The sequence below is a fragment of the Streptomyces sp. NPDC025833 genome, from assembly GCF_055558055.1.
Genome location: NZ_JBVHNF010000012.1, coordinates 294,791 through 316,681 on the forward strand (window position 1 = coordinate 294,791; position 21,891 = coordinate 316,681).

Consider the following 21,891-nt stretch of genomic DNA (forward strand, 5'->3'; position numbering starts at 1 on the left):
CCCTCTGCCGGAGCGCCGTTCACTCGTACGAGTTACCCACCGTGCCAGTAGTCTCTCCATCTCATAGCGTGATCATATGAACCACACTGCGCGGACCCGCACCGTCGTCAGCTGCACCCTGCTGGTGACCGCCCTCGGTGCGGGCGTCACCGCTTGCGGTTCGGACGGCAACCCCCTGTCGGCCAGGCCGTACGACGCAGCGGACCTGATCTCCTTCAACGGCCCCGGCGAGGGGAAGCGGGCCGATCCGGACAAGCCCCTGGAGGTCACCGCGAACAGCGGTGAGGGCCGTATCACGGACGTCACCGCCCAGGACTCCACAGGGCGCTACGTGACGGGCGAACTGACCGCGGACGGCAGCCGCTGGCACAGCACCTCCCCGCTGGCCGCCGACGCCCACTACACGCTCACCGTGAGCACCGAGGACGAGGACGGGGCGCCCGGCCGCAAGGTCCTCACGTTCGACACCAGCCGGCCCGGCGGCAAGAAGCGCCTGGGCGTCACGTTCGGGCCGGGCCCGGGCACCTACGGGGTCGGACAGCCTGTCACGGCCCAACTCGCCCAGGGGGTCAAGAGCAAGGCGCAGCGCGCCGTCGTGGAGCGCGCCCTGCGGGTCGACTCCGTGCCGGCCGTGACCGGCTCCTGGTACTGGGTGAGCGACAAGGAGCTGCACTTCCGCCCGAAGGAGTACTGGCCCGCCCACACGACGGTCCGGGTGCACAGCAACCTGAACGGCGTGAAGGTCGGCGACCGGCTCTGGGGCGGCCCGGCCAAGGCCCTGACGTTCACCACGGGCGAGCGGGTCGAGGCGGTCACGGACGCCGCCACGCACCAGCTCACCTACTTCAGGAACGGGCAGGAGGTCGAGCAGATCCCGGTCACCACCGGCAAGCCCGGCTTCGAGACCCGCAACGGCGTCAAGGTGGTGCTGGAGAAGCAGTACTTCGTACGGATGCGCGGCACCACCGTCGGCATCGCCGAGGGCAGCTCCGACTCCTACGACCTGCCGGTCTACTACGCCACCCGGGTCACCTGGTCCGGCGAGTACGTCCACGCCGCCCCCTGGTCCGTCGGGTCCCAGGGCTCGGCGAACGTCAGCCACGGCTGCACCGGCATGAGCACGTCCAACGCCTCGTGGTTCTTCGAGCACATCCGCCCGGGGGACATCGTCAAGGTCGTCAACTCCAACGGCGACCCCATGGAGCCCTTCGGCAACGGGTTCGGCGACTGGAACGTCGGCTGGGCGAAGTGGCGCACCGGCAGCGCCCTGACCGACGTCCCCCCGGACGGCCCCGCGCCGGGGGACGCGCTGAGGATCCAGCCAGCGGCCCTGTGAGCGCGCGCGAGGGGCACGAGGGGAGCGGGGCCGGGGGCGCGGTGCGGCCGCCGTCCGGCGGGCCCCACCGGCCCCAGGGGGCCGGCAGGCGCGCGCGCCCCGGTCCCCTAGGCGCTCAGCAGCCTCTTGCGCCGCAGCAGGGCGGCCAGGGCGGCGGCGAACTCGACCGGGTCGGCCGGCAGCGTCACGGCCGCGTCGGCCCGGCTCCACGTGGCCAGCCAGGCGTCCTGCGGCCGGCCCATCAGCAGGAGCACCGGCGGGCAGCCGAACACCTCGTCCTTGATCTGCCGGCACATGCCCATGCCGCCCATCGGCACGGCCTCGCCGTCCAGCACGCAGACGTCGATACCGCCCTTGTCCAGCTCCCGCAGCACCGCCTCGGGGGTCGCGCACTCCACGAACTCGACCAGGGGCACGTCCGCGGCCGGGCGGCGCCCGGTGGCCAGCCGTACCTGTTCACGGGTGTTGGAGTCGTCGCTGTAGACCAGCACGGTGGCGGTCGGCTGCATTGTTCCTCCGGGACGTCGGCGTCGTACGGACGGGACGGACAAGGCCGTTCGGGCGGATGCTACTCCCATGAAGACCACGTCAGCACCGGTTCGGCGGGGGGCAACACTCCGAACGGCACCCCCCGGAGTGAGCGCGAGATAAGCGACCGACATAATGTCGGTCGTGGCGACAGCAACGACAGTAGATACCGGGCACGCGCACCCGTCGGTCAACCGGCCGAACCTCACCAGCGTCGGAACCATCATCTGGCTGAGTTCCGAGCTGATGTTCTTCGCGGCCCTTTTCGCGATGTACTTCACCCTCCGGTCGGTGACCGGACCGGCTCACTGGAAGGAGATGGCGGAGGCGCTGAATGTGCCGTTCTCCGCCACGAACACCACGATCCTGGTGCTCTCCTCCCTCACCTGCCAGCTCGGCGTGTTCGCGGCCGAGCGCGGCGACGTGAAGAAGCTCCGTGGCTGGTTCATCCTCACCTTCATCATGGGTGCGATCTTCATCGGCGGTCAGATCTACGAGTACACCGAGCTGGTGAAGAAGGACGGCATCTCGCTCTCCTCCGACCCGTACGGCTCGGTGTTCTACCTGACCACCGGCTTCCACGGCCTGCACGTGACGGGCGGCCTCGTCGCCTTCCTGCTGGTCCTCGGCCGTACCTACATGGCCAAGAGGTTCACTCACGAGCAGGCGACCGCCGCCATCGTCGTGTCCTACTACTGGCACTTCGTCGATGTGGTCTGGATCGGCCTCTTCGCCACGATCTACCTGATCAAGTAGCGGGACCGCTCCCGCACATCCAGAAGCACCGACGCAGAAGATCCTGACACCGGGGTAATCCGTGAAAAAGCTCTCCGCACGACGACGCCATCCGCTGGCGGCGGTCGTCGTCCTACTCCTCGCGCTGGCGGCCACTGGGGGGCTGTACGCCGCGTTCGCGCCCGCGGGCAAGGCGCAGGCCGATGAATCCTCCCAGTCCCTGACCATCAAGGAGGGCAAGAAGCTCTACCAGGTCGGCTGCGCCAGCTGCCACGGCACCGGTGGCCAGGGCTCCTCCGACGGCCCGAGCCTGGTCGGTGTCGGCGCCGCCGCGGTCGACTTCCAGGTCGGCACCGGCCGCATGCCGGCGTCCACCTCCCAGATGGCGCAGATCCCGCGCAAGAAGGTCGTCTACACCCAGCCGGAGATCGACCAGCTCGCCGCGTACGTGGCGTCGCTGGGCGCCGGCCCGGCCGTGCCGACCAAGCAGCAGTACGGTCCCGAAGGCGCGGACATCGCCAAGGGTGGCGAGCTGTTCCGCTCCAACTGCGCGCAGTGCCACAACTTCACCGGCAAGGGCGGCGCCCTGACCGAGGGCAAGTACGCGCCGAACCTCGCGGGTGTCGCTCCGAAGCACATCTACGAGGCCATGCAGACGGGCCCGCAGAACATGCCGTCCTTCCCCGACACCACGATGTCGGAGAAGAACAAGAAGGACATCATCGCGTACCTGAACGCGGTCAACGGCGACAAGACGGAGAACCCCGGCGGTCTGGAGCTGGGCGGCCTCGGGCCGGTCAGTGAGGGTCTGTTCGCCTGGATCTTCGGCCTCGGCGCGCTGATCGCGGTCGCCGTCTGGGTCGCCGCTCGGACCGCAAAGGCCAAGAAGTCATGAGTAGCCAAGACATTCCAGAAGAGAACCTGCCCGCTGAGCAGGACCACGCGCACGGCGCGGTGGGCATCGCGGACGAGGAGAACCCGTTCGCGGACCCCGGTCTGCCGCCCCACGAGCACCGGATCCAGGACATCGACGAGCGGGCCGCCAAGCGGTCCGAGCGCATGGTCGCCCTGCTGTTCACGGTGTCGATGCTGGCCACCATCGGCTTCATCGCCGCCTACGTGGCGATCCCGCACGACAAGTCGGTCTTCGTCTTCCCGATCGGTCACATCAACGCGCTGAACTTCGCGCTGGGCCTGACCCTCGGCGTGGCGCTGTTCTGCATCGGCGCGGGCGCGGTCCACTGGGCCCGCACCCTGATGTCCGACGTGGAGGTCGCCGCCGACCGTCACCCGATCGAGGCCTCCCCCGAGGTCCGGGCGAAGGTCCACGCGGACTTCAAGCAGGGCGCCAAGGAGTCGGCGCTCGGCCGCCGCAAGCTGATCCGCAACACGATGTTCGGCGCGCTGGCCCTGGTGCCGCTCTCCGGCGTCATGCTGCTGCGCGACCTCGGCCCGCTGCCCGGCACCTCGCTGCGGCACACGCTGTGGGCCAAGGGCAAGCGCCTGGTCAACATGAACACGAACCAGCCGCTGCGTCCCGAGGACGTCGCCGTCGGCTCCCTCACCTTCGCCATGCCCGACGGCATGGAGGAGACCCAGGAGGACTTCCAGACGGAGATCGCCAAGGCCGCCCTGATGATCGTCCGGCTCCAGCCGGGCAACATCAAGGACAAGCGCGAGCTGGACTGGTCGCACGAGGGCATCGTCGCCTTCTCGAAGATCTGCACCCACGTCGGCTGCCCGATCTCCCTGTACGAGCAGCAGACGCACCACGTGCTCTGCCCGTGCCACCAGTCCACCTTCGACCTCTCCGACGGTGCCCGAGTGATCTTCGGCCCCGCCGGCCACGCCCTGCCGCAGCTGCGCATCGGTGTGGACAGCGAGGGTTACCTCCAGGCGCTCGGCGACTTCGAGGAGCCCGTCGGTCCTGCATTCTGGGAGCGCGGATGAGTACTGCTGCGAACGAGACGTCCCGCTCTCGCGGGAAGGCCCCGGCCGGCGAGCGGATCGCCGACTGGGCCGACGGCCGGCTCGGGATCTACTCCCTGGCCAAGGCCAACATGCGCAAGATCTTCCCCGACCACTGGTCGTTCATGCTGGGCGAAGTGTGCATGTACAGCTTCATCATCATCATCCTGACGGGTGTGTACCTGACGCTGTTCTTCCACCCGTCGATGAACGAGGTGGAGTACCACGGCAGCTACGTCCCGCTCCAGGGACAGCTGATGTCCGAGGCGTTCAGCTCGACCCTGCACATCTCCTTCGACGTGCGCGGTGGTCTGCTGGTCCGGCAGATCCACCACTGGGCCGCGCTGATCTTCCTCGCCGGCATGTTCGTGCACATGATGCGCGTGTTCTTCACCGGCGCGTTCCGCAAGCCGCGTGAGATCAACTGGCTGTTCGGCTTCCTGCTGTTCGCCCTGGGCATGTTCACCGGCTTCACCGGTTACTCGCTCCCGGACGACCTGCTCTCCGGCACCGGTGTCCGCTTCATGGAGGGCGCGATCCTGTCCGTGCCGATCGTCGGCACGTACCTGTCGTTCTTCCTGTTCGGCGGAGAGTTCCCCGGCCACGACTTCGTCGCCCGGTTCTACTCGATCCACATCCTGCTGCTGCCGGGCATCATGCTCGGCCTGATGGTGGCGCACCTGATCCTGGTCTTCTACCACAAGCACACGCAGTTCGCGGGTCCCGGCAAGTCCGAGAAGAACGTCGTCGGCATGCCGCTGCTGCCGGTGTACATGGCGAAGGCCGGAGGCTTCTTCTTCCTGGTCTTCGGTGTGATCGCGGCCATCGCGGCGGTCGCCCAGATCAACCCGATCTGGGCCATCGGCCCCTACCGTCCGGACCAGGTGTCCACCGGCGCCCAGCCCGACTGGTACATGGGCTTCGCCGAGGGTCTGATCCGCTTCATGCCGGGCTGGGAGATCGACTTCTGGGGTCACACGCTGGTCCTCGGCGTGTTCATCCCGCTGGTGCTCTTCCCGCTGGTCCTGGCGGCGATCGCGGTCTACCCGTTCATCGAGTCCTGGATCACCGGCGACAAACGCGAGCACCACATCCTGGACCGCCCGCGCAACGCCCCGACCCGTACCGCGTTCGGTGTCGCCTGGGTGACGATCTACATGATCACCCTGGTCGGCGGCGGCAACGACCTGTGGGCCACGCACTTCCACCTGTCGATCAACGCCGTCACCTGGTTCGTCCGGATCTTCTTCTTCGCCGGACCGGTCATCGCGTTCATCGTCACCAAGCGGATCTGCCTGGGTCTGCAGCGCCGCGACCGCGACAAGGTGCTGCACGGTCGCGAGACCGGCATCATCAAGCGGCTGCCGCACGGTGAGTTCATCGAGGTCCACGAGCCGCTCAGCCAGGAGCAGCTGCACACCCTCACCGCGCACCACCAGTACGAGCCGGCCGAGATCGGCCCCACGGTCGACGAGAACGGTGTCGAGCGCAAGGTGCCGGCCGGCGAGAAGCTGCGGGCCAGGCTGTCCGACGCCTACTACGGCGAGGACAACCAGATCCCGAAGCCGACCGTCGACGAGTACAAGGAGATCACCAGCGGCCACGGCCACCACTGATCACCGCGTCGCCACGCCACGCAGAAGGGCCCCGTCCGTACCCCGGACGGGGCCCTTCCCCGTGCCCCGGTCTGGATAGGGTGGTGTACGACGTTTCAGGACTGTCTACGAGGAGCGGCTGATGAGCGCTGTGACCCCCGCTGGAGGCGACACCGCGGCGGGCCGCTCCTGGCCCGTCCTGCTGAACGGCCTGCTGGAGGGCCGCGACCTGGCCGCCGACGACACCGCCTGGGCGATGGACCTGATCATGCGCGGGGAGGCGACGGACGCGCAGATCGCCGCCTTCATGGTGGCGCTGCGGGCCAAGGGCGAGACGGTCGAGGAGATCAGCGGGCTCGTGCGGACGATGTACGCGCACGCGAACGTGATCGAGGTGCCCGGCCCGGCCGTCGACATCGTCGGCACCGGCGGCGACGGCGCCAAGACGGTGAACATCTCCACCATGTCCTCGATCGTGGTCGCGGGCACGGGCGCGAAGGTCGTCAAGCACGGCAACCGGGCCGCGTCCTCCGCCTCCGGCTCCTCCGACGTCCTGGAGAAGCTCGGGATCAACCTCAGCCTGACCCCCCGGCGGGTCGCCGAGGTCGCCGAGGAGGCCGGCATCACCATCTGCTTCGCTGTGCGGTTCCACCCGTCGCTGCGCCACGTCGCCCCGGCGCGCTCGCAGCTCGGCATCCGGACCACCTTCAACGTGCTCGGTCCGCTGACCAACCCGGCCCGGGTGCGGTCGCAGGCCGTCGGCGTGGCGGACCCCCGGATGGCGCCGATCGTGGCCGGCGTCCTCGCCGAACGCGGCAACTCCTCCCTGGTCTTCCGCGGCGACGACGGCCTGGACGAGCTGACCGTCACCGGCACCTCCCGGGTGTGGGTGGTCCGCGACGGCAAGGTCACGGAGGAGGTCTTCGACCCGCGCGACGTCGGCATCGGCCTCGTCCCCGTGGACGCCCTGCGCGGCGCCGACGCCTCCTACAACGCGGAGGTCGCCCGGCGGCTGCTCGACGGCGAGCAGGGGGCCGTACGGGACGCCGTCCTGCTGAACTCGGCGGCGGCGCTGGTGGCCCTGCGGCCGACGGACGCGCCGCTGGCCGAGCAGCTCCGCGCGGGGATGGCGCTGGCCGCCGAGTCGATCGACTCCGGTGCCGCCCGGCGCACGCTGGACCGCTGGGTGGCGGCCAGCAACGCGTGACGCCGCCGGTCTCCGTCCCGCGATCCGGACACGGGTTGCGGGGCGGCGATCACTTGGCGTAGGTTCCCCTACCAGGTCATGAGTGACAGTCATGAGGCCCCGGCCGACTGTCCGGCAACCCTCCGTCCGTGGCGGGGTGCCCCGGGTGAAGACCAGGCCGTGGACAGCAGGGTCCACGGCAAGCGCGGATCCCTCGCACACTTCTGCAAGTGTGGGGCCAGGGATCCTGGTCATCGAGGAGTCTCCCGTGAGCAAGCGAATGCGTTAGGGCCGCAGAGCCCCGCCTCCGCGCACCCTTTTCCCTTCCGCGCGTCACGCGCGTTCTCGCTTTCCTGTCACGGGAGTTCCGCCATGTCTGTCTCCACCGCTGCCTCCGACCAGTCCGTTTGCACCCCTCTGCCCGTTCTGGGGCGAGATGTCACCGTGCCGCTGGTCACCGGGGGCGAAGTCACCTACGCCGCCCTCGACTACGCGGCCAGCGCCCCCGCCCTCCAGCGCGTCTGGGACGACGTCGCCGCGTACGCCCCCTACTACGGCAGCGTCCACCGCGGGGCCGGCTACCTCTCCCAGCTCTCCACCGACCTGTTCGAGAACGCCCGGCGGACGGTCGCGGAGTTCCTCGGCTGCCGCCCGGCGGACCAGGTGGTCTTCACCCGCTCCACCACCGACTCCCTCAACCTGCTGGCCCGCGCGCTGCCGCAGGGCTGCCGGGTCTTCGTCTTCGAGACCGAGCACCACGCCTCGCTGCTGCCCTGGCAGGACGCGGAGGTCACCTACCTCGACGCCCCGCGCACCCCCGGCCAGGCCGTGCAGACCCTGGAGCGGGCCCTGGCCGCCCGCGACCCGCACGGCCCCGCCCTGGTCTGCGTCACCGGCGCCTCCAACGTCACCGGCGAGCTGTGGCCGGTGCGCGAACTGGCCGCCGCCGCGCACGCGCACGGCGCCCGGATCGTCCTGGACGCCGCCCAGCTCGCCCCGCACCACCCCGTGGACATCCGCGAACTGGACGTCGACTGGGTCGCGTTCTCCGGCCACAAGCTGTACGCCCCCTTCGGCTCCGGCGTCCTCGCCGGCCGGGCCGACTGGCTCCGGGCGGCCGAGCCGTACCTCGCGGGCGGCGGCGCCAGCCGCAGCGTCACCCGGCGGCAGGACGGCGGGGTGGACGTTCAGTGGCACGACAGCGCGGCCCGGCACGAGGCCGGCTCGCCGAACGTCATCGGCGCCTACTCCATCGCGTCGGCCTGCAAGGCGCTCACCGAGGCCGGCTGGGACCGCCTGGTGGGCCGCGAGCGGGAGCTGATCGCCCGGGTGCGGGCCGGCCTGGCGGAGGTGCCGGAGGTGCGCGTGCTGTCCCTGTTCGGCGACGACGCCCCGCGCGTCGGGGTCATCTCCTTCGTCGTCGAGGGCTGGAACAGCTCCCACTTCGCCGCCGCGCTCTCCGCCGAGTACGGCATCGGCGTCCGCGACGGCCTGTTCTGCGCCCACCCGCTGGTCCGCACCCTGCTCGGCAGCGACCCGCAGACCCAGGGCGAGTGCGGTGCCCCCGAGGCGGCGCCCGGCGAGAAGTCCCTCAACGCGATCCGGGTCAGCTTCGGCGCGGGCACCCCCGACGAGCACGTCGAGCGCTTCGTGAGCGCCGTGCGGGAACTGGTCCGGGACGGCGCCAAGTGGCGGTACCGCACGGAGGAGGGCCGCTGCGTCCCGGCGGTCTGAGCACGCGCGGTCCCCGCCGACTTCCCGTGCCGCCGGCCCGTACGGCGGCACGGACGGGCCCCCGGGCCGGGCCGGCCGTCGCGGACCCGGACCCGGACCCGGCCCCGGCCGGGCGGAAGACCCCGGAGGTCGAGCAGACCCTAGTTGTCGAGGCCGATCGCGAACGCGGCCTCCAGGTCGTGCTGCGAGTACGTGCGGAACGCCACGTGGGTGTCGGTGCCCTCGACGCCGGGGATCTTGCTGATGCGGCCCGGGATGACCTCGGCGAGGTCCTCGTGCCGGCGGACCCGGACCATGGCGATGAGGTCGTAGGTGCCCGTGACCGAGAAGACCTCGCTGACGCTCTCCAGCGCGGCGATCCGCTCCGCGATCTCGGGGATCCGGTCCACGCTGGTCTTGATCAGAACGATCGCGGTGATCACGGCTGTCTCTCTCCCTGGGTGACCGGAGCTGGGGCGGCTTTCACTCTAGCCCTCCCGCTCCCCGGCCCCGTCCTGCCGAGGCCGCCCCGCCCCCCGCCGTACCGCGCCCAGGCGTAGCCGAAGCCCAGCCCGAACCCCACCAGGTGGGCCAGGTACGCCACCCCGGGCCCGTCGGAGGCGCGCCCCGCCGCCAGCCACTGCACGGCCGCCCAGAACGGCAGCACCACCCATGCCGGGAAGCGCAGCGGCAGGAAGAACAGGAACGGCAGGAGACTGGTCACGCGTGCGCGGGGGAACAGGTAGAGGAACGCTCCGAGGACCGCCGAGATCGCCCCCGAGGCGCCGACGAGCGACTGCTCGGACGTGGCGTTGGCCGCCGCGTAGCCCAGCAGGGCCAGGTACCCGCAGCCGGCGTAGAACAGGGTGAACTCGACACGGCCCATCCGTTCCTCGGTCATCGCCCCGAAGACGAGGAGGAAGAGCATGTTGCCGAGCAGGTGGACCCAGCTCCCGTGCACGAACAGCGCGGTCGCCGGGGTGAGCGCCGCCCCGGCCGGCCCCTCGAACAGCTCGGCGGGGACCACCCCCCAGTGCCGGAAGTACGCCCGCTGCGCGGCGAGCAGCGCCCCGCCGGAGCCGTACCCGGGGACCAGCCCGGAGGCCGGGCCGAGGGCGAAGACGAGGCAGCACAGGGCGATGAGGCCGTACGTGACGGGCGCCGAGGTGCCCCGGACCGCTCTGAGGGTCCGGCCGGCCGCCGTGCTCCAGGTGCTGATCATGACTACAGAGCATGACGTAACCGGACGCAACCGCACAGACCGCCTCGCCGCCGTGGACGGGCGGGCGGTGAGTACCCGCCAGGCCGTAGGGTTACGAGCCACACGCGTCGGGGAGCGGCGCGGACCGAGACGAGAAGGATGCGGACAGTCACCATGACGGTTCCCCTGCCGACGGCCACGACACGGTGGCGCTGCACCCTGTGCGGCAATCTGACCCGGTTCGACGTCACCCGCTCGTCGAAGGTCGTCGAGTACGTCCACCTCGACCTCGCCGGGGAGCCGACGGTGGAGGAGCGCGAGGTGGTCAGTGAGACCATCGAATCGGTGCGGTGCCGCTGGTGCAACGCGGTGGACCAGGTGGAACTCGTGGACAGGCCGGGCGCCGACTCCTGAGCGGAGCGGCCCCCGGAGAGGCTCTTGGACATTGGGGTGTGACGGATGGTGGAGACCGCAGGCGGGGGGCCGGGCGACGGCACCGCCGAGGTGCTTGACCGTCCGCTGCCCGACGGCGTGCGCCGGCGGGTGGTGCAGATCGTCGCGGACGGCTTCGGCGGCCTGACGTTGGCGGAACTGCCCGCCCAGTTGCGGCAGTACGCCCGGTTCACCCCCACGCGCCGGGCGAAGTTCGCCGGCAACGCGATGGCGGCGGCCCTGGAGACCGAACCGCTGTTCCGGCAGCGGATCGGGGAGAAGTTCAGAGAGGCGCAGCCGGAACTCGCCGGCGCCCTCGACTCCGGCTCCCCGCCCCCGGCCGCGGACCCGCTCGACGTGGCGGCCGCGGCCTACGTACTGCGCCCGGGGGGCTGGGTGAAGCTGGTCGCCGCGGCCGGCGAGGAGGCCCAGCGCGCGGACGCCGAGCGGGCCGACGAGGAGAGCCGGGCGGAGCTGGAGCGGCTGCGCGTCCAGCTCGCGCAGGCCCGCGACCACACCCGCGCCGAGACCGAACGGCTGCGCGGGGAGCTGGAGTCGGCGAAGAGGGAAGCCGAGGCGCTGCACCGGAAACTGCGCGCGGCCCACAGCGACGTCAAGCGCGGCGAGGCCGCGCTGCGCAAGGCGCGGGCGGAGACGGACGCCGTGCGCGCCGAGGCGCAGGCCCAGGTGTCGGCGGCGGAGAGCGAGACCCGGCGGCTCAAGGCCCGCCTCGGCGAGGCCGAGGCCGGCCTCGAGGCCACCCGCCGGGCGGTCCGGGAGGGCCGCAGCGTGGAGGACATGCGGGTGCGCCTGCTGCTCGACACCCTGCTGGACGCGACCCAGGGGCTGCGCCGCGAACTCGCCCTGCCGCCGGTGTCGGTGCGCCCGGCCGAGACGGTGGACGCGGTCGAACCGGGGCGGATGACCCCGAAGGACATCGCGGCGCGCGCCCTGTCGGAGAACGATCCGGCCATCCTCGACCAGCTCCTCGCGCTGCCCCAGGCGCATCTGGTGGTCGACGGCTACAACGTGACCAAGACCGGCTATCCGCAGATGCCGCTGGAGAAGCAGCGGCTCAGACTGCTGGGCCAGCTCTCGGCGCTCGCCGCGCAGACCGGGGCCGAGGTGACGTGCGTCTTCGACGGCGCCGAACTGGCCGCGCCGGTGCTCCTCGCGCCGCCGCGCGGGGTGCGGGTGCTGTTCTCCAAGCCGGGCGTCACGGCCGACGAGCTGATCCGCCAGCTCGTGCGCGCCGAGCCGCCGGGGCGTCCCGTCATCGTCGCCTCCACCGACCGGGAGGTGGCCGACGGGGTCGCCCGGGCCGGGGCCCGGCCGGTGGCCTCCGCGGTGCTGCTGAAGCGGCTGTCCTGAACGTCCGACCGGAGTGGGTATGGCCCGAATCGGCCGGAACGTCACGCAACGTAGCGTCAACCGTGCGTGACCGCTGGTGAGTTGTGTGCAAAGAATGCATTGCGTGACGGGGTTTTTCGCCCGAGGATTTGAACTGATCACAACCGGGTCACTATGGTCTGGGCTCGAACCTCCGAACGGGTGATCACTCACAAGAAGGAGTTCGTCCTCCGTGGCGTCCCATCGTCGACCCAAGCAGCCGAGCCGCACTCGCGTGACCGTGCTCACCACCGCTGCCGCAGCTGCCGTCGCGCTCAGCGCCAACGCCGCCAACGCCGCGCCGAGCGAGAAGCTCGGCAAGGACGAGGTCAAGGCGAAGGTCGACAAGCTCTACGAGCAGGCCGAGCAGGCGACCGAGAAGTACAACGGCGCCAAGGAGAAGCAGCAGAAGCTGCAGAAGGACGTCTCCGCCATCCAGGACAACGTCGCCCGCGGCCAGCAGGAGCTCAACAAGCTCCGCGACGGCCTGGGTTCGCTGGCCACCGCGCAGTACCGCTCCGGCGGGATCGACTCCTCGGTCCAGCTCTTCCTCTCCTCCGACCCGGACGACTTCCTCGACAAGGCCTCCACGCTCGACCAGTTGAGCAGCCAGCAGGTCGACGCGCTGAAGAAGATCCAGGACAAGCAGCGCGAACTCGCCCAGGAGCGGGCCGAGGCGAGCGACAAGCTCAAGGACCTCTCGGCCACCCGGACCGAACTGGGCAACAAGAAGAAGGAAGTCCAGGGCAAGCTCGCCGAGGCGCAGCGGCTCCTGAACACCCTGACGGCCAAGGAGAAGCAGCAGCTCGCCGAGGAGCAGCAGCGCGCCAGCCGCTCCTCCACCGAGCGCGTCGAGCTGCACGAGAACGGGAGCGGGAACGGGAGCGGCAGCGAGACGACGCCGACGCCCGACGCGCCGCCCGCCTCCGGCCGCGCCTCGGCGGCGTTCTCCGCCGCCCAGACCAAGATCGGCTCGCCGTACGTCTACGGCGCCACCGGGCCCTCGTCCTACGACTGCTCGGGCCTGACCTCGTGGGCCTACGCCCAGGCCGGAGTCTCGATACCGCGCACCTCCGAGTCGCAGGCGAACATCGGCACGCGGATCTACAACCAGGGCGACCTCAAGGTCGGCGACCTGGTCTTCTTCTTCAACGACCTGCACCACGTCGGCCTCTACGCGGGCAACGGCCAGATCCTGCACGCCCCGCGCACCGGCACGGTCGTCCGGTACGAGTCGATGACCACGATCGGTGGCCCGTTCATGTTCGGCGTCCGGGTCTGAGGACCCGCGGCACCCGGACCCGGTAAGCGCCCGAACGGGTGAATCACCGGATGCGGAACCGACCCCACGCCCCGCCGGTGACCTGCGTCAGCGGCGGGGCGTCAGCGTGTGTTGACTCCCGCGTCTTTGGCCCGGACCCGTCCGCACGGCTACTGTCTGCCGCGTTTCCCCGGCGCCGGCGCCTCCCCGCCCCCGGCGTGCCGGGGAAACGGTCTGTGTCCGCCAGCAGAAGGACTGCCGTGGGGTCCCATCGCCGCCTTGCACCGTCCGGATTCGACCGCGGCGCCGCAGCCGCCCTCAGCGTGCTGTCGGCCGCGGCGGCCGCGCTCGGCGCCGTACCCGCGCAGGCCGCGCCGGGCACCGGCGGCCGGGCCGAGGTGGACCGCCTGTACGTGGAGGCCGAGAAGGCGACCCAGGCGTACGACCGGGCCGCGGAGCGCGCCGGCGTGCTGCGCCGGGAGGTCCGCGCGGCCCAGGAGCACCTCGCCCGGCAGCAGCAACGCGTCAACGACCTGCGCGGACAACTGGGTTCGCTGGCCGGCGCCCAGTACCGCGCCGGCGGCATCGACCCGGCGGTCGCCCTGCTGTTCGCCGCCGACCCCGAGGACTACCTCGACAAGGCGTCCACCCTCGACCGCATCGGCGAGCGGCAGGCCGGCCGGCTCCGCGAGCTGGAGTCCGCGCTGCGCGACCTGGCCCAGGAGCGCGCGGAGGCGGCCGGGAAGCTCACCGAACTGGAGCGCAGCCGCAGGGCCGTGGCCGCCCACAAGCGGACCGTGGAGCGCAAGCTCGCCCGGGCCCGGCAGCTCGTCGAGGCGCTGTCCGCCGCCGAACGCGCCGCGTACGAGCGGGCCTCCCGCGGCAGCCGCCCCGCACTGGCCGGCCCGGACGGCGCCGACGCACCCCGGGGACGCGCCGCCGCGGCCCTGGCGGCCGCCCGTGCCGCGCTCGGCCGCCCGTACGTGTGGGGGGCCAGCGGCCCCTCCGGCTTCGACTGCTCGGGCCTGATGCAGTGGGCGTACGCGCGGGCCGGCGTCCACCTGCCGCGCACCTCGCAGGAGCAGCGGTTCGCCGGCCGGCGGGTCCCGCTCTCCCAGGCCCGCCCCGGCGACCTGGTGGTCTACCGCGCCGACGCCAGCCACGTCGCGATGTACGCCGGGCACGGCCAGGTCATCCACGCGCCCTACCCCGGCGCTCCGGTCCGCTACGACCCGGTCGGCATGATGCCGGTCTCCGCGGTCACCCGGCCCTGACCCCGCCGCTCGCCGTACGATCGGGAAGTGGCTGGTCGCAGACGGGTGTGGAGCATCGGGGCGGTGGGACTGTGCCTGCTCCTGCCCCTCGCCGGCTGCGGCGGCGGGGCCGCGGGCGACCCGGCCCGCACCGAGGTGCAGCACGTGCTCGACCAGCGCTCGGCGGCCCTGCTCGGCCACGACGAGACGGCGTACGGCGCGACGGGCACCCGCACCGAGTACGTCCGGCTGCGCGCCCTCCCGCTGGCCGCCTGGAGATACCGCGTCACCGCCGTGCGCCGCACCTCCTCGGGGGCCACCGCCGACGCCGACCTGCGCTACCGCGTCGCCGGCTACGACCGGGCGCCCGTCGACGCCCGCCGCACCCTGACCCTCGGCCGCACCGCCGACGGCCGCTGGTACGTCACCGCCGACCGGCCCGCGAGGAAGGCCGGGCAGCAGCTCTGGGACCAGGGCACGGTCACCGCGGTCCGGGGCGCGCACAGCCTGGTGCTGGGCGCCGGCGGGTCCGCCGCCGGGCTCAGGGAGTTCGCCCGGCTGGCCGACGGCGCGGTCCCGGCCGTCTCCCGGGCGTGGGGCACGGACTGGAGCCGCCGGGTCGTCGTCCTCGTCCCGGGCACCCTGGCGGGCATGGCGGCCCTGCTCGGCTCGCCCGCCGCCGAGTACCGGGGCATCGCGGCCGTCACCACGGGGGAGGCGGGCGGTCCGGGCCGGGCGCCCGCGGACCGGGTGGTGGTCAACCCGGAGGCGTACGCCGTGCTCGGGGACGTCGGCAAGCAGGTCGTCGTCACCCACGAGACCACGCATGTCGCGACCCGGCGCGACACCACCGCCGCCACCCCGCTGTGGCTGTCCGAGGGGTACGCCGACTGGATCGGCTACCTCGGCACCGGCCGGAGCGCGCAGGAGGTTGCGCCGGAGCTCGGCCGCGCCGTGCGGGACGGCGAGGTGCCCGGGGAACTCCCCGCGGACGCGGACTTCGGCTTCACCGGCGAGCCGGGGAAGCTGGCGCGGGCCTACGAGAGCGGCTGGCTGGCCTGCCGGATGATCGCCGACGAGTGGGGCCCGGCCCGCCTCGGCGCCTTCTACCGGGCCGTCGGCGCCCACGGCGGGCGCGCGGGCGCGGTCGCGGCGGCGCTGGAGAAGGTGCTCGGGACGACCCCGCAGGAGTTCACCGCCCGCTGGCGGGAGTACGTCACGCGGCAGCTCGGCTGACGGGTCAGGAGGAGACCGGCGTCTCCTCGGTCCGGGTGGAGCGCGGCGGGAAGGGCGCGGAGGCGGCCGGCGCGACGGTCGAGCGCCACAGCCGGCGGGCCGCCGTGACCGTGGCCGCGACCAGCAGGCCGTTGCGCAGGGCCAGCAACGTGATGCCGTACCAGTCGCTGGCCACCACGTGCGAGAAGCCGACCGGGAACTCCAGGACCGTCAGCAGGGACGCGAGCACGATCATCAGCGCGGGTGCGGTCATGCGGCTCGCCCGGTGCGTGAGGCAGACGGCCGCGACGCCGATCAGCCACACCAGGTACTGCGGGCTGAGCACCCGGCTGGTCACCGTGAACAGCAGCACCGCGGTGAGCGCCGCGTCGGCGAGGACGTGCGGGGCCGGGCGGCCCGCCAGCAGCCGCCAGAACAGCAGCCAGCCGAACGCCACCCCGGTCAGCGCCAGCGCGACCGTGCCGGCCCGGTCCACCCCCGGGCCCAGGAACTCGATCGAGCCGTAGTTCAGCAGCACCTGGCCCTCCCAGCCGAAGTGCCGGGCCACGTGGAAGACCAGGGCGCCCAGCGACTCCACCTCGGTGCCCCGGTCCCGCTGGAAGGTCAGGAACGCGAAGGCGCCCGGCATGGACACCGCGAACAGCAGCACGACACCGGCCGCGGTCACCGCCGCCGACGCCCAGGCCCGCCGCCGCACGGCGCCGGCCAGCAGCAGCGCCGGCCAGACCTTCAGGAGCGCCCCGAACGCGGCCAGCGCGCCCATCACCCGCGGGTGCCGGGCCCCCGCCAGCAGCGCGGCGACGGCCACCGCGGTCACCAGCACGTCGTAGCGGGCGTACACGGTCGGCCCGAGCAGCGGTACGCCCGCCACCCACAGCCAGGCCCCGCGCGGCGACCGTCCGGCGCCGCGCCCGGCGTACCGCAGCAGGGCCAGCACGACGGCGTCGGCCAGGCAGGCCAGCACGAAGAAGGCGTGCGCGTACGACAGGAACGGCAGGGCGGCGGGGGAGAGGACCGCGAGGGCGGCGGCGGGCGGGTACTGCCAGGTCACGTCGTCCAGCGGAAACGTTCCCTGGCGCAGCACCTCGTACCAGCCGCGGTAGATCACCGACACGTCCGAGGTGACGTCCGGGCCCGGGAAGGCGTACACCCGGAACACGAACAGCAGCAGCGGCACGCGGGTGACGGCCCAGGCCGCGAGCAGCGCTGTCGGAGGCCGCCTGGTGGCCTTCGTCTCCACGTGGTCCCCCTGCCGTCCGACGCCCGTGCCGTTCGAATCCGCTTCGAGCGACCATATTGTCCTGCGGCCCGCCACGCATGCCACGGACCCGGCCGCGCCCGGCCGGGTAAGGGCCCGTTCGGTAGGGTCGGCGGCAAATGCACAAGACCCTCATCGTCACCAACGACTTCCCGCCCCGGCCGGGCGGCATCCAGGCGTTCCTGCACAACATGGCCCTCCGCCTGGACCCCGGCAGGCTGGTCGTCTACGCCTCCACCTGGAAGCGCGGCCGGGAGGGTGCCGAGGCCACCGCGGCCTTCGACGCCGAGCAGCCCTTCCCCGTGGTGCGCGACCGCACGACCATGCTGCTGCCCACCCCGCAGGCCACCCGGCGGGCGGCCGGACTGCTGCGCGAGCACGGCTGCACCTCGGTGTGGTTCGGCGCGGCGGCCCCCCTCGGCCTGATGGCGCCCGCGCTGCGCCGGGCCGGCGCCGGCCGGCTGGTGGCCACCACCCACGGGCACGAGGCCGGCTGGGCCCAGCTCCCCGCCGCCCGGGGGCTGCTGCGCCGGATCGGCGAGTCCACGGACACGATCACCTACCTCGGCGAGTACACCCGCTCCCGGATCGCCGGCGTCCTGCCCCCGGCGGTGGCCGCCCGCATGGTGCAGCTCCCGCCCGGCGTCGACGAGAAGACCTTCCACCCCGGCTCCGGCGGCGCCGAGGTCCGCGAGCGGCTCGGCCTCACCGACCGGCCGGTCGTGGTCTGCGTCTCCCGCCTGGTGCCGCGCAAGGGCCAGGACACCCTGATCCGGGCCATGCCCCGCATCCTCGCCGCCGAGCCCGACGCCGTGCTGCTGATCGTCGGCGGCGGCCCCTACGAACCGGACCTGCGCCGCCTCGCCCGCGAGACGGGGGTCGCCCGCTCGGTCCGCTTCACCGGTGCCGTGCCCTGGTCCGAGCTGCCGTCGCACTACGGCGCGGGGGACGTCTTCGCCATGCCCTGCCGGACCCGGCGCGGCGGCCTGGACGTGGAGGGGCTCGGCATCGTCTACCTGGAGGCGTCGGCCACCGGCCTGCCGGTCGTCGCGGGCGACTCCGGCGGCGCGCCGGACGCGGTGCTGGACGGGGAGACCGGCTGGGTGGTCCGCGGCGGCGAGCCGGCGGAGGCAGCCGACCGCATCACGGCCCTCCTCGGCGACGCCGGGCTGCGCCGGCGCATGGGCGAGCGCGGCCGCGAGTGGGTCGAGGAGAAGTGGCGCTGGGACCTGCTGGCGGAGAAGCTGGAGACCCTCCTCTGAACTCCGGCTCCCCCGCCGGCCGGAAGCGGGGCGTCTGCCCGTGCCGCCCCCGAGGCGGCCGGGTCACCTCGCGTAGAGCGCCTCGATCTCGTCCGCGTAGTCCTTCGCCACCACGTTCCGCTTGAGCTTGAGCGACGGCGTGAGGTGGCCCGACTCCTCCGTGAACTGGGAGGACAGGATGCGGAACTTCCGCACCGATTCCGCCTTGGACACCGCGGCGTTGCCGTCGTCCACGGCCGTCTGGACCGCCGTGCGCAGGTCCGGGTCGTCCCGCAGAGACGCCGCGGTGGAGCCCGCCGGCTTGCCGTGCTCGGCGGCCCACCGGCCCAGGAACTCCTCGTCGAGGGTGACCAGCGCGCCCACGAACGGCCGCCCGTCGCCCACCACCATGCACTCCGCGACCAGCGCGTGCGCCCGGATCCGGTCCTCGATCACGGCCGGGGCGACGTTCTTGCCGCCCGCCGTGACGATGAGCTCCTTCTTCCGGCCGGTGATCCGCAGGTAGCCGTCCTCGTCGAGGGTGCCGATGTCACCGGTGTGGAACCAGCCGTCGGCCAGCGCCTCCGCCGTCGCGCCCGGGTTGTTCCAGTACTCCTTGAACAGGTGCTCGCCGTGCAGCAGCACCTCGCCGTCGTCCGCGATCCGCACCACCGAGCCGGGCAGCGGCTGCCCGACCGTGCCGATCTTCTGCCGGTCCCAGGGGTTGAACGCGGTCGCCGCACAGGACTCGGTCAGGCCGTAGCCCTCCAGCACCGTGAAGCCGATGCCGCGGAAGAAGTGGCCGAGCCGCTCGCCCAGCGGGGCGCCGCCCGAGATGGCGTACTCGCCCCGGCCGCCGAGGACCGCGCGCAGCTTGCCGTAGACCAGCCTGTCGAAGATCCGGTGCTTGACCTTCAGGCCGAACGACGGGCCCGAGGGGCTGTCCAGTGCCTTGCTGTAGGCGATCGCGGTGTCCGCCGCCCGGTCGAAGATCCGGCCCTTGCCGTCCGCCTGAGCCTTCGCCCGCGCCGAGTTGTAGACCTTCTCGAAGACCCGGGGCACGCCGAGGACCAGGGTCGGCCGGAACGAGGCCAGTTCGTCCGTGAGGTTCTTGATGTCCGGGACGCAGCCCAGCTTGATCGGCGCCATCATCGGCGCGATCTGCACCAGCCGCCCGAAGACGTGCGCGAGCGGCAGGAAGAGCAGCACCGAGCACTCGCCCGTGCGGAACAGCGGGCGCAGCCGCTCCACGATGTTGCCGCACTCGGCGAAGAAGCTGCGGTGGGTGAGCACGCAGCCCTTGGGCCGCCCGGTCGTGCCGCTCGTGTACACGATGGTCGCCGGATCGTCGGCCCGGGCGAGCGAACCGCGCTCCTCCACCGTCTCGTCCGGCACGTCCCGGCCGAGCCGGTCCAGTTCGGCCAGGCCCCCGGCCTCGATCTGCCAGACGTGCTCCAGCGCGGGCAGCGACTCGCGCACCGACTCCACGGCCGCCGCGTGCGTGTCCAGCTCCACCACGCAGGCGGTCGCGCCCGAGTCGGACAGGATCCACTGCACCTGCTCCGGGGAACTGGTCTCGTACACCGGCACGGTGACCGCGCCCGCGCTCCAGATCGCGAAGTCGAGGAGCGTCCACTCGTAGCGCGTGCGGGACATCAGACCCACCCGGTCGCCCGGCCGCACCCCGGTGGCGATGAGGCCCTTGGCGGCGGCGCGGACCTCGGCCAGGAACTCCCGGGCCGTCACATCCAGCCAGGCACCGCCCGACTTGCGGGCGATGACGGCGACGTCGGGGTGCTGCGCGGCGTTTCTCCGGACGATGTCGGTCAGGTTGCCGTCCGCGGGGACCTCGTACAAAGCCGGAAGGCTGAACTCGCGCAAGACTGCTGCTCCTCATAGGGCGCCGGCGCCACGACGTTGTGCGATGCGACGGTGCGGTCCAAGGCTCGGGCAAGTGCTCGGGTACTTCGGTGGCTGAAATCCAGAGCACGACTGGACTGCCCGGACGTTACCCGCCGGTATGGCGTCTACGACAGGGGGTCCCGGTCAGATGTTCGCTGCGTCACATGCGTGGGCTCTCCTTCGCGCACAGTAGTCCACGGCCGAACGGACCGGCCAGTAACCGCAGGTCCGACCGGCACTGTTCACCCTGGTCGCACACGCCTACCCTTGATCGCCATGGCATCCTCACGCGCCGCCGGACGGCGGACCCGGGTACACGTGGTCAGCGACGTGCACGGCAACGCCCGTGACCTGGCCCGGGCCGGCGAGGGCGCCGACGCGCTGATCTGCCTGGGCGACCTCGTCCTCTTCCTCGACTACGCCGACCACTCCCGCGGCATCTTCCCGGACCTCTTCGGCACGGAGAACGCCGACCGCATCGTGGAACTGCGCACCGCCCGGCGCTTCGCCGAGGCCCGCGAGTTCGGCGCCCGGCTGTGGGCGGGGATCGGCGCCGACCGGGCCACGGCCGTGGAGCGGGCGGTGCGCAGGCAGTACGCCGAGCTGTTCGCCGCCTTCCCCGCACCGACGTACGCCACCTACGGCAACGTCGACATGCCGGCGCTGTGGCCGGAGTACGCCCGCCCCGGCACCACGGTCCTCGACGGCCGGCGGGTGGAGATCGGCGGGTGGACCTTCGGCTTCGTCGGCGGCGGCCTGCGCACCCCGATGCGCACGCCGTACGAGATCGACGACGAGGAGTACGCGGCGAAGATCGAGGCCGTCGGCGAGGTCGACGTGCTGTGCACCCACATCCCGCCGGAGGTGCCCGAACTGGTCTACGACACCGTGGCCCGCCGCTTCGAGCGGGGCAGCCTGGCCCTGCTCGACGCCATCCGCCGCACCCGGCCGCGCTACGCCCTGTTCGGGCACGTGCACCAGCCGCTGGCGCGCCGGATGCGGATCGGCGCCACCGAGTGCGTGAACGTGGGCCACTTCGCCGCCACCGGCACCCCCTGGCGGCTCGAATGGTGAGGCCCCGCGGACGGGGTGAAGGCGGCAGGTCGGCGGCGCGGTAGCCTTCACGCTGCACACACGTGCGCAGCCCGGCGCGCACGGACCTCGCAACACGGCCGCATCCGGAGGAGCCACGGCGATGGCGGAACACACCAGTTCGAGCATCACGATCGAGGCGGCCCCGGCCGACGTCATGGCGGTGATCGCCGACTTCGGGCGCTACCCGGACTGGACCGGCGAGGTGAAGGAGGCGGAGGTCCTCGCCGCCGACGAGCGGGGCCGCGCCGAGCGGGTCCGCCTCGTCATGGACGCCGGCGCCATCAAGGACGACCAGACCCTCGCCTACACCTGGACCGGCGAGCGCGAGGTCTCCTGGACCCTCGTCAAGTCCCAGATGCTCCGCTCCCTGGACGGCTCCTACCTCCTGGAGCCGGTGGGCGCGGGCGGGACGCGGGTCACCTACTCCCTCACCGTCGACGTCAAGATCCCCATGCTCGGCATGATCAAGCGCAAGGCGGAGAAGGTCGTCATCGACCGGGCGCTGGCCGGCCTGAAGAAGAGGGTCGAGACGGGCGGGAAGTAACCGCCCCCGGCCCGCCCT

General features: G+C 72.3%; 20 protein-coding genes and 1 riboswitch. Of the genes, 15 read left to right on the plus strand and 5 right to left on the minus strand.

The genetic code is table 11. The features are described from left to right. Positions 1 to 76: 76 nt before the first annotated feature. On the plus strand, positions 77 to 1,336 hold the full coding sequence (locus ACZ4K2_RS23250) for a L,D-transpeptidase (RefSeq protein WP_467469303.1): 1,260 nt from the start codon (positions 77 to 79) through the stop codon (positions 1,334 to 1,336). A gap of 107 nt (positions 1,337 to 1,443) precedes the next feature. On the opposite strand, the gene ACZ4K2_RS23255 is transcribed toward ACZ4K2_RS23250, so the two are convergent. After that, positions 1,444 to 1,845, minus strand: coding sequence for a response regulator (locus ACZ4K2_RS23255; RefSeq protein WP_467469304.1), 402 nt, complete (start codon positions 1,843 to 1,845; stop codon positions 1,444 to 1,446). Between the two features lie 154 nt (positions 1,846 to 1,999). On the opposite strand from ACZ4K2_RS23255, the gene ctaE reads away from it, so the two are divergent. From ctaE to ACZ4K2_RS23285, 6 genes are all read left to right on the plus strand, one after another. Beyond that, entirely contained in the window at positions 2,000 to 2,620 is a 621-nt protein-coding gene (ctaE, locus tag ACZ4K2_RS23260) for an aa3-type cytochrome oxidase subunit III (RefSeq protein WP_467469306.1), read from the plus strand. Between the two features lie 61 nt (positions 2,621 to 2,681). Continuing rightward, positions 2,682 to 3,494 (plus strand): cytochrome bc1 complex diheme cytochrome c subunit, encoded by an 813-nt coding sequence (gene qcrC, locus ACZ4K2_RS23265; protein ID WP_467469308.1) that lies wholly within the window; start codon positions 2,682 to 2,684, stop codon positions 3,492 to 3,494. Continuing rightward, positions 3,491 to 4,549, plus strand: a complete 1,059-nt coding sequence (qcrA, locus tag ACZ4K2_RS23270; protein WP_467469310.1) for a cytochrome bc1 complex Rieske iron-sulfur subunit — start codon at positions 3,491 to 3,493, stop codon at positions 4,547 to 4,549. Before qcrC ends, qcrA begins: the two co-directional genes overlap by 4 nt. Then, positions 4,546 to 6,183: a cytochrome bc1 complex cytochrome b subunit gene (qcrB, locus tag ACZ4K2_RS23275; protein WP_467469312.1), complete on the plus strand. Its 1,638-nt coding sequence runs from the start codon at positions 4,546 to 4,548 to the stop codon at positions 6,181 to 6,183. The genes qcrA and qcrB overlap by 4 nt, the downstream gene beginning before the upstream one ends. A gap of 121 nt (positions 6,184 to 6,304) precedes the next feature. Further along, positions 6,305 to 7,369, plus strand: a complete 1,065-nt coding sequence (trpD, locus tag ACZ4K2_RS23280) for an anthranilate phosphoribosyltransferase (RefSeq protein WP_467469314.1) — start codon at positions 6,305 to 6,307, stop codon at positions 7,367 to 7,369. Positions 7,370 to 7,443: 74 nt separating this feature from the next. Next, a riboswitch (SAM riboswitch) is annotated at positions 7,444 to 7,560 on the plus strand. Positions 7,561 to 7,720: 160 nt separating this feature from the next. Beyond that, positions 7,721 to 9,082: an aminotransferase class V-fold PLP-dependent enzyme gene (locus ACZ4K2_RS23285; protein WP_467469316.1), complete on the plus strand. Its 1,362-nt coding sequence runs from the start codon at positions 7,721 to 7,723 to the stop codon at positions 9,080 to 9,082. A gap of 140 nt (positions 9,083 to 9,222) precedes the next feature. On the opposite strand, the gene ACZ4K2_RS23290 is transcribed toward ACZ4K2_RS23285, so the two are convergent. Then, positions 9,223 to 9,504, minus strand: a complete 282-nt coding sequence (locus ACZ4K2_RS23290) for an Lrp/AsnC family transcriptional regulator (RefSeq protein ID WP_361251867.1) — start codon at positions 9,502 to 9,504, stop codon at positions 9,223 to 9,225. Beyond that, the gene (locus tag ACZ4K2_RS23295) at positions 9,501 to 10,283 is read right to left on the minus strand and encodes a rhomboid family intramembrane serine protease (protein ID WP_467469319.1); all 783 of its coding nucleotides are present in this window, start codon (positions 10,281 to 10,283) and stop codon (positions 9,501 to 9,503) included. Before ACZ4K2_RS23295 ends, ACZ4K2_RS23290 begins: the two co-directional genes overlap by 4 nt. A gap of 153 nt (positions 10,284 to 10,436) precedes the next feature. Here ACZ4K2_RS23295 and ACZ4K2_RS23300 point away from each other — a divergent pair, with 153 nt between their 5' ends. From ACZ4K2_RS23300 to ACZ4K2_RS23320, 5 genes are all read left to right on the plus strand, one after another. Beyond that, the gene (locus ACZ4K2_RS23300; protein ID WP_225096775.1) at positions 10,437 to 10,676 is read left to right on the plus strand and encodes a hypothetical protein; all 240 of its coding nucleotides are present in this window, start codon (positions 10,437 to 10,439) and stop codon (positions 10,674 to 10,676) included. Between the two features lie 45 nt (positions 10,677 to 10,721). Further along, on the plus strand, positions 10,722 to 12,065 hold the full coding sequence (locus ACZ4K2_RS23305) for an NYN domain-containing protein (protein ID WP_467469321.1): 1,344 nt from the start codon (positions 10,722 to 10,724) through the stop codon (positions 12,063 to 12,065). A gap of 211 nt (positions 12,066 to 12,276) precedes the next feature. Next, a complete protein-coding gene (locus tag ACZ4K2_RS23310; protein ID WP_467469323.1) occupies positions 12,277 to 13,365 on the plus strand; it encodes a C40 family peptidase in 1,089 nt (362 codons plus the stop codon). A 239-nt stretch (positions 13,366 to 13,604) separates the two neighbouring features. Then, positions 13,605 to 14,618: a C40 family peptidase gene (locus tag ACZ4K2_RS23315; protein WP_467469325.1), complete on the plus strand. Its 1,014-nt coding sequence runs from the start codon at positions 13,605 to 13,607 to the stop codon at positions 14,616 to 14,618. 27 nt (positions 14,619 to 14,645) lie between these two features. Further along, positions 14,646 to 15,833 carry a hypothetical protein gene (locus ACZ4K2_RS23320; protein ID WP_467469327.1) on the plus strand — a complete coding sequence of 396 codons (1,188 nt, stop codon included), beginning with the start codon at positions 14,646 to 14,648 and terminating at the stop codon, positions 15,831 to 15,833. A gap of 4 nt (positions 15,834 to 15,837) precedes the next feature. On the opposite strand, the gene ACZ4K2_RS23325 is transcribed toward ACZ4K2_RS23320, so the two are convergent. After that, positions 15,838 to 17,073, minus strand: a complete 1,236-nt coding sequence (locus ACZ4K2_RS23325) for a glycosyltransferase 87 family protein (RefSeq protein WP_467469329.1) — start codon at positions 17,071 to 17,073, stop codon at positions 15,838 to 15,840. Positions 17,074 to 17,210: 137 nt separating this feature from the next. Here ACZ4K2_RS23325 and ACZ4K2_RS23330 point away from each other — a divergent pair, with 137 nt between their 5' ends. Next, entirely contained in the window at positions 17,211 to 18,353 is a 1,143-nt protein-coding gene (locus ACZ4K2_RS23330; RefSeq protein ID WP_467469331.1) for a glycosyltransferase family 4 protein, read from the plus strand. Positions 18,354 to 18,416: 63 nt separating this feature from the next. On the opposite strand, the gene ACZ4K2_RS23335 is transcribed toward ACZ4K2_RS23330, so the two are convergent. After that, positions 18,417 to 20,213: an AMP-dependent synthetase/ligase gene (locus ACZ4K2_RS23335; RefSeq protein ID WP_467469333.1), complete on the minus strand. Its 1,797-nt coding sequence runs from the start codon at positions 20,211 to 20,213 to the stop codon at positions 18,417 to 18,419. Positions 20,214 to 20,510: 297 nt separating this feature from the next. On the opposite strand from ACZ4K2_RS23335, the gene ACZ4K2_RS23340 reads away from it, so the two are divergent. Together ACZ4K2_RS23340 and ACZ4K2_RS23345 are read left to right on the plus strand one after the other, a co-directional pair. After that, entirely contained in the window at positions 20,511 to 21,308 is a 798-nt protein-coding gene (locus ACZ4K2_RS23340; RefSeq protein WP_467469334.1) for a metallophosphoesterase family protein, read from the plus strand. A 121-nt stretch (positions 21,309 to 21,429) separates the two neighbouring features. Continuing rightward, positions 21,430 to 21,873, plus strand: coding sequence for an SRPBCC family protein (locus tag ACZ4K2_RS23345; protein WP_467469336.1), 444 nt, complete (start codon positions 21,430 to 21,432; stop codon positions 21,871 to 21,873). Positions 21,874 to 21,891 lie beyond the last annotated feature (18 nt).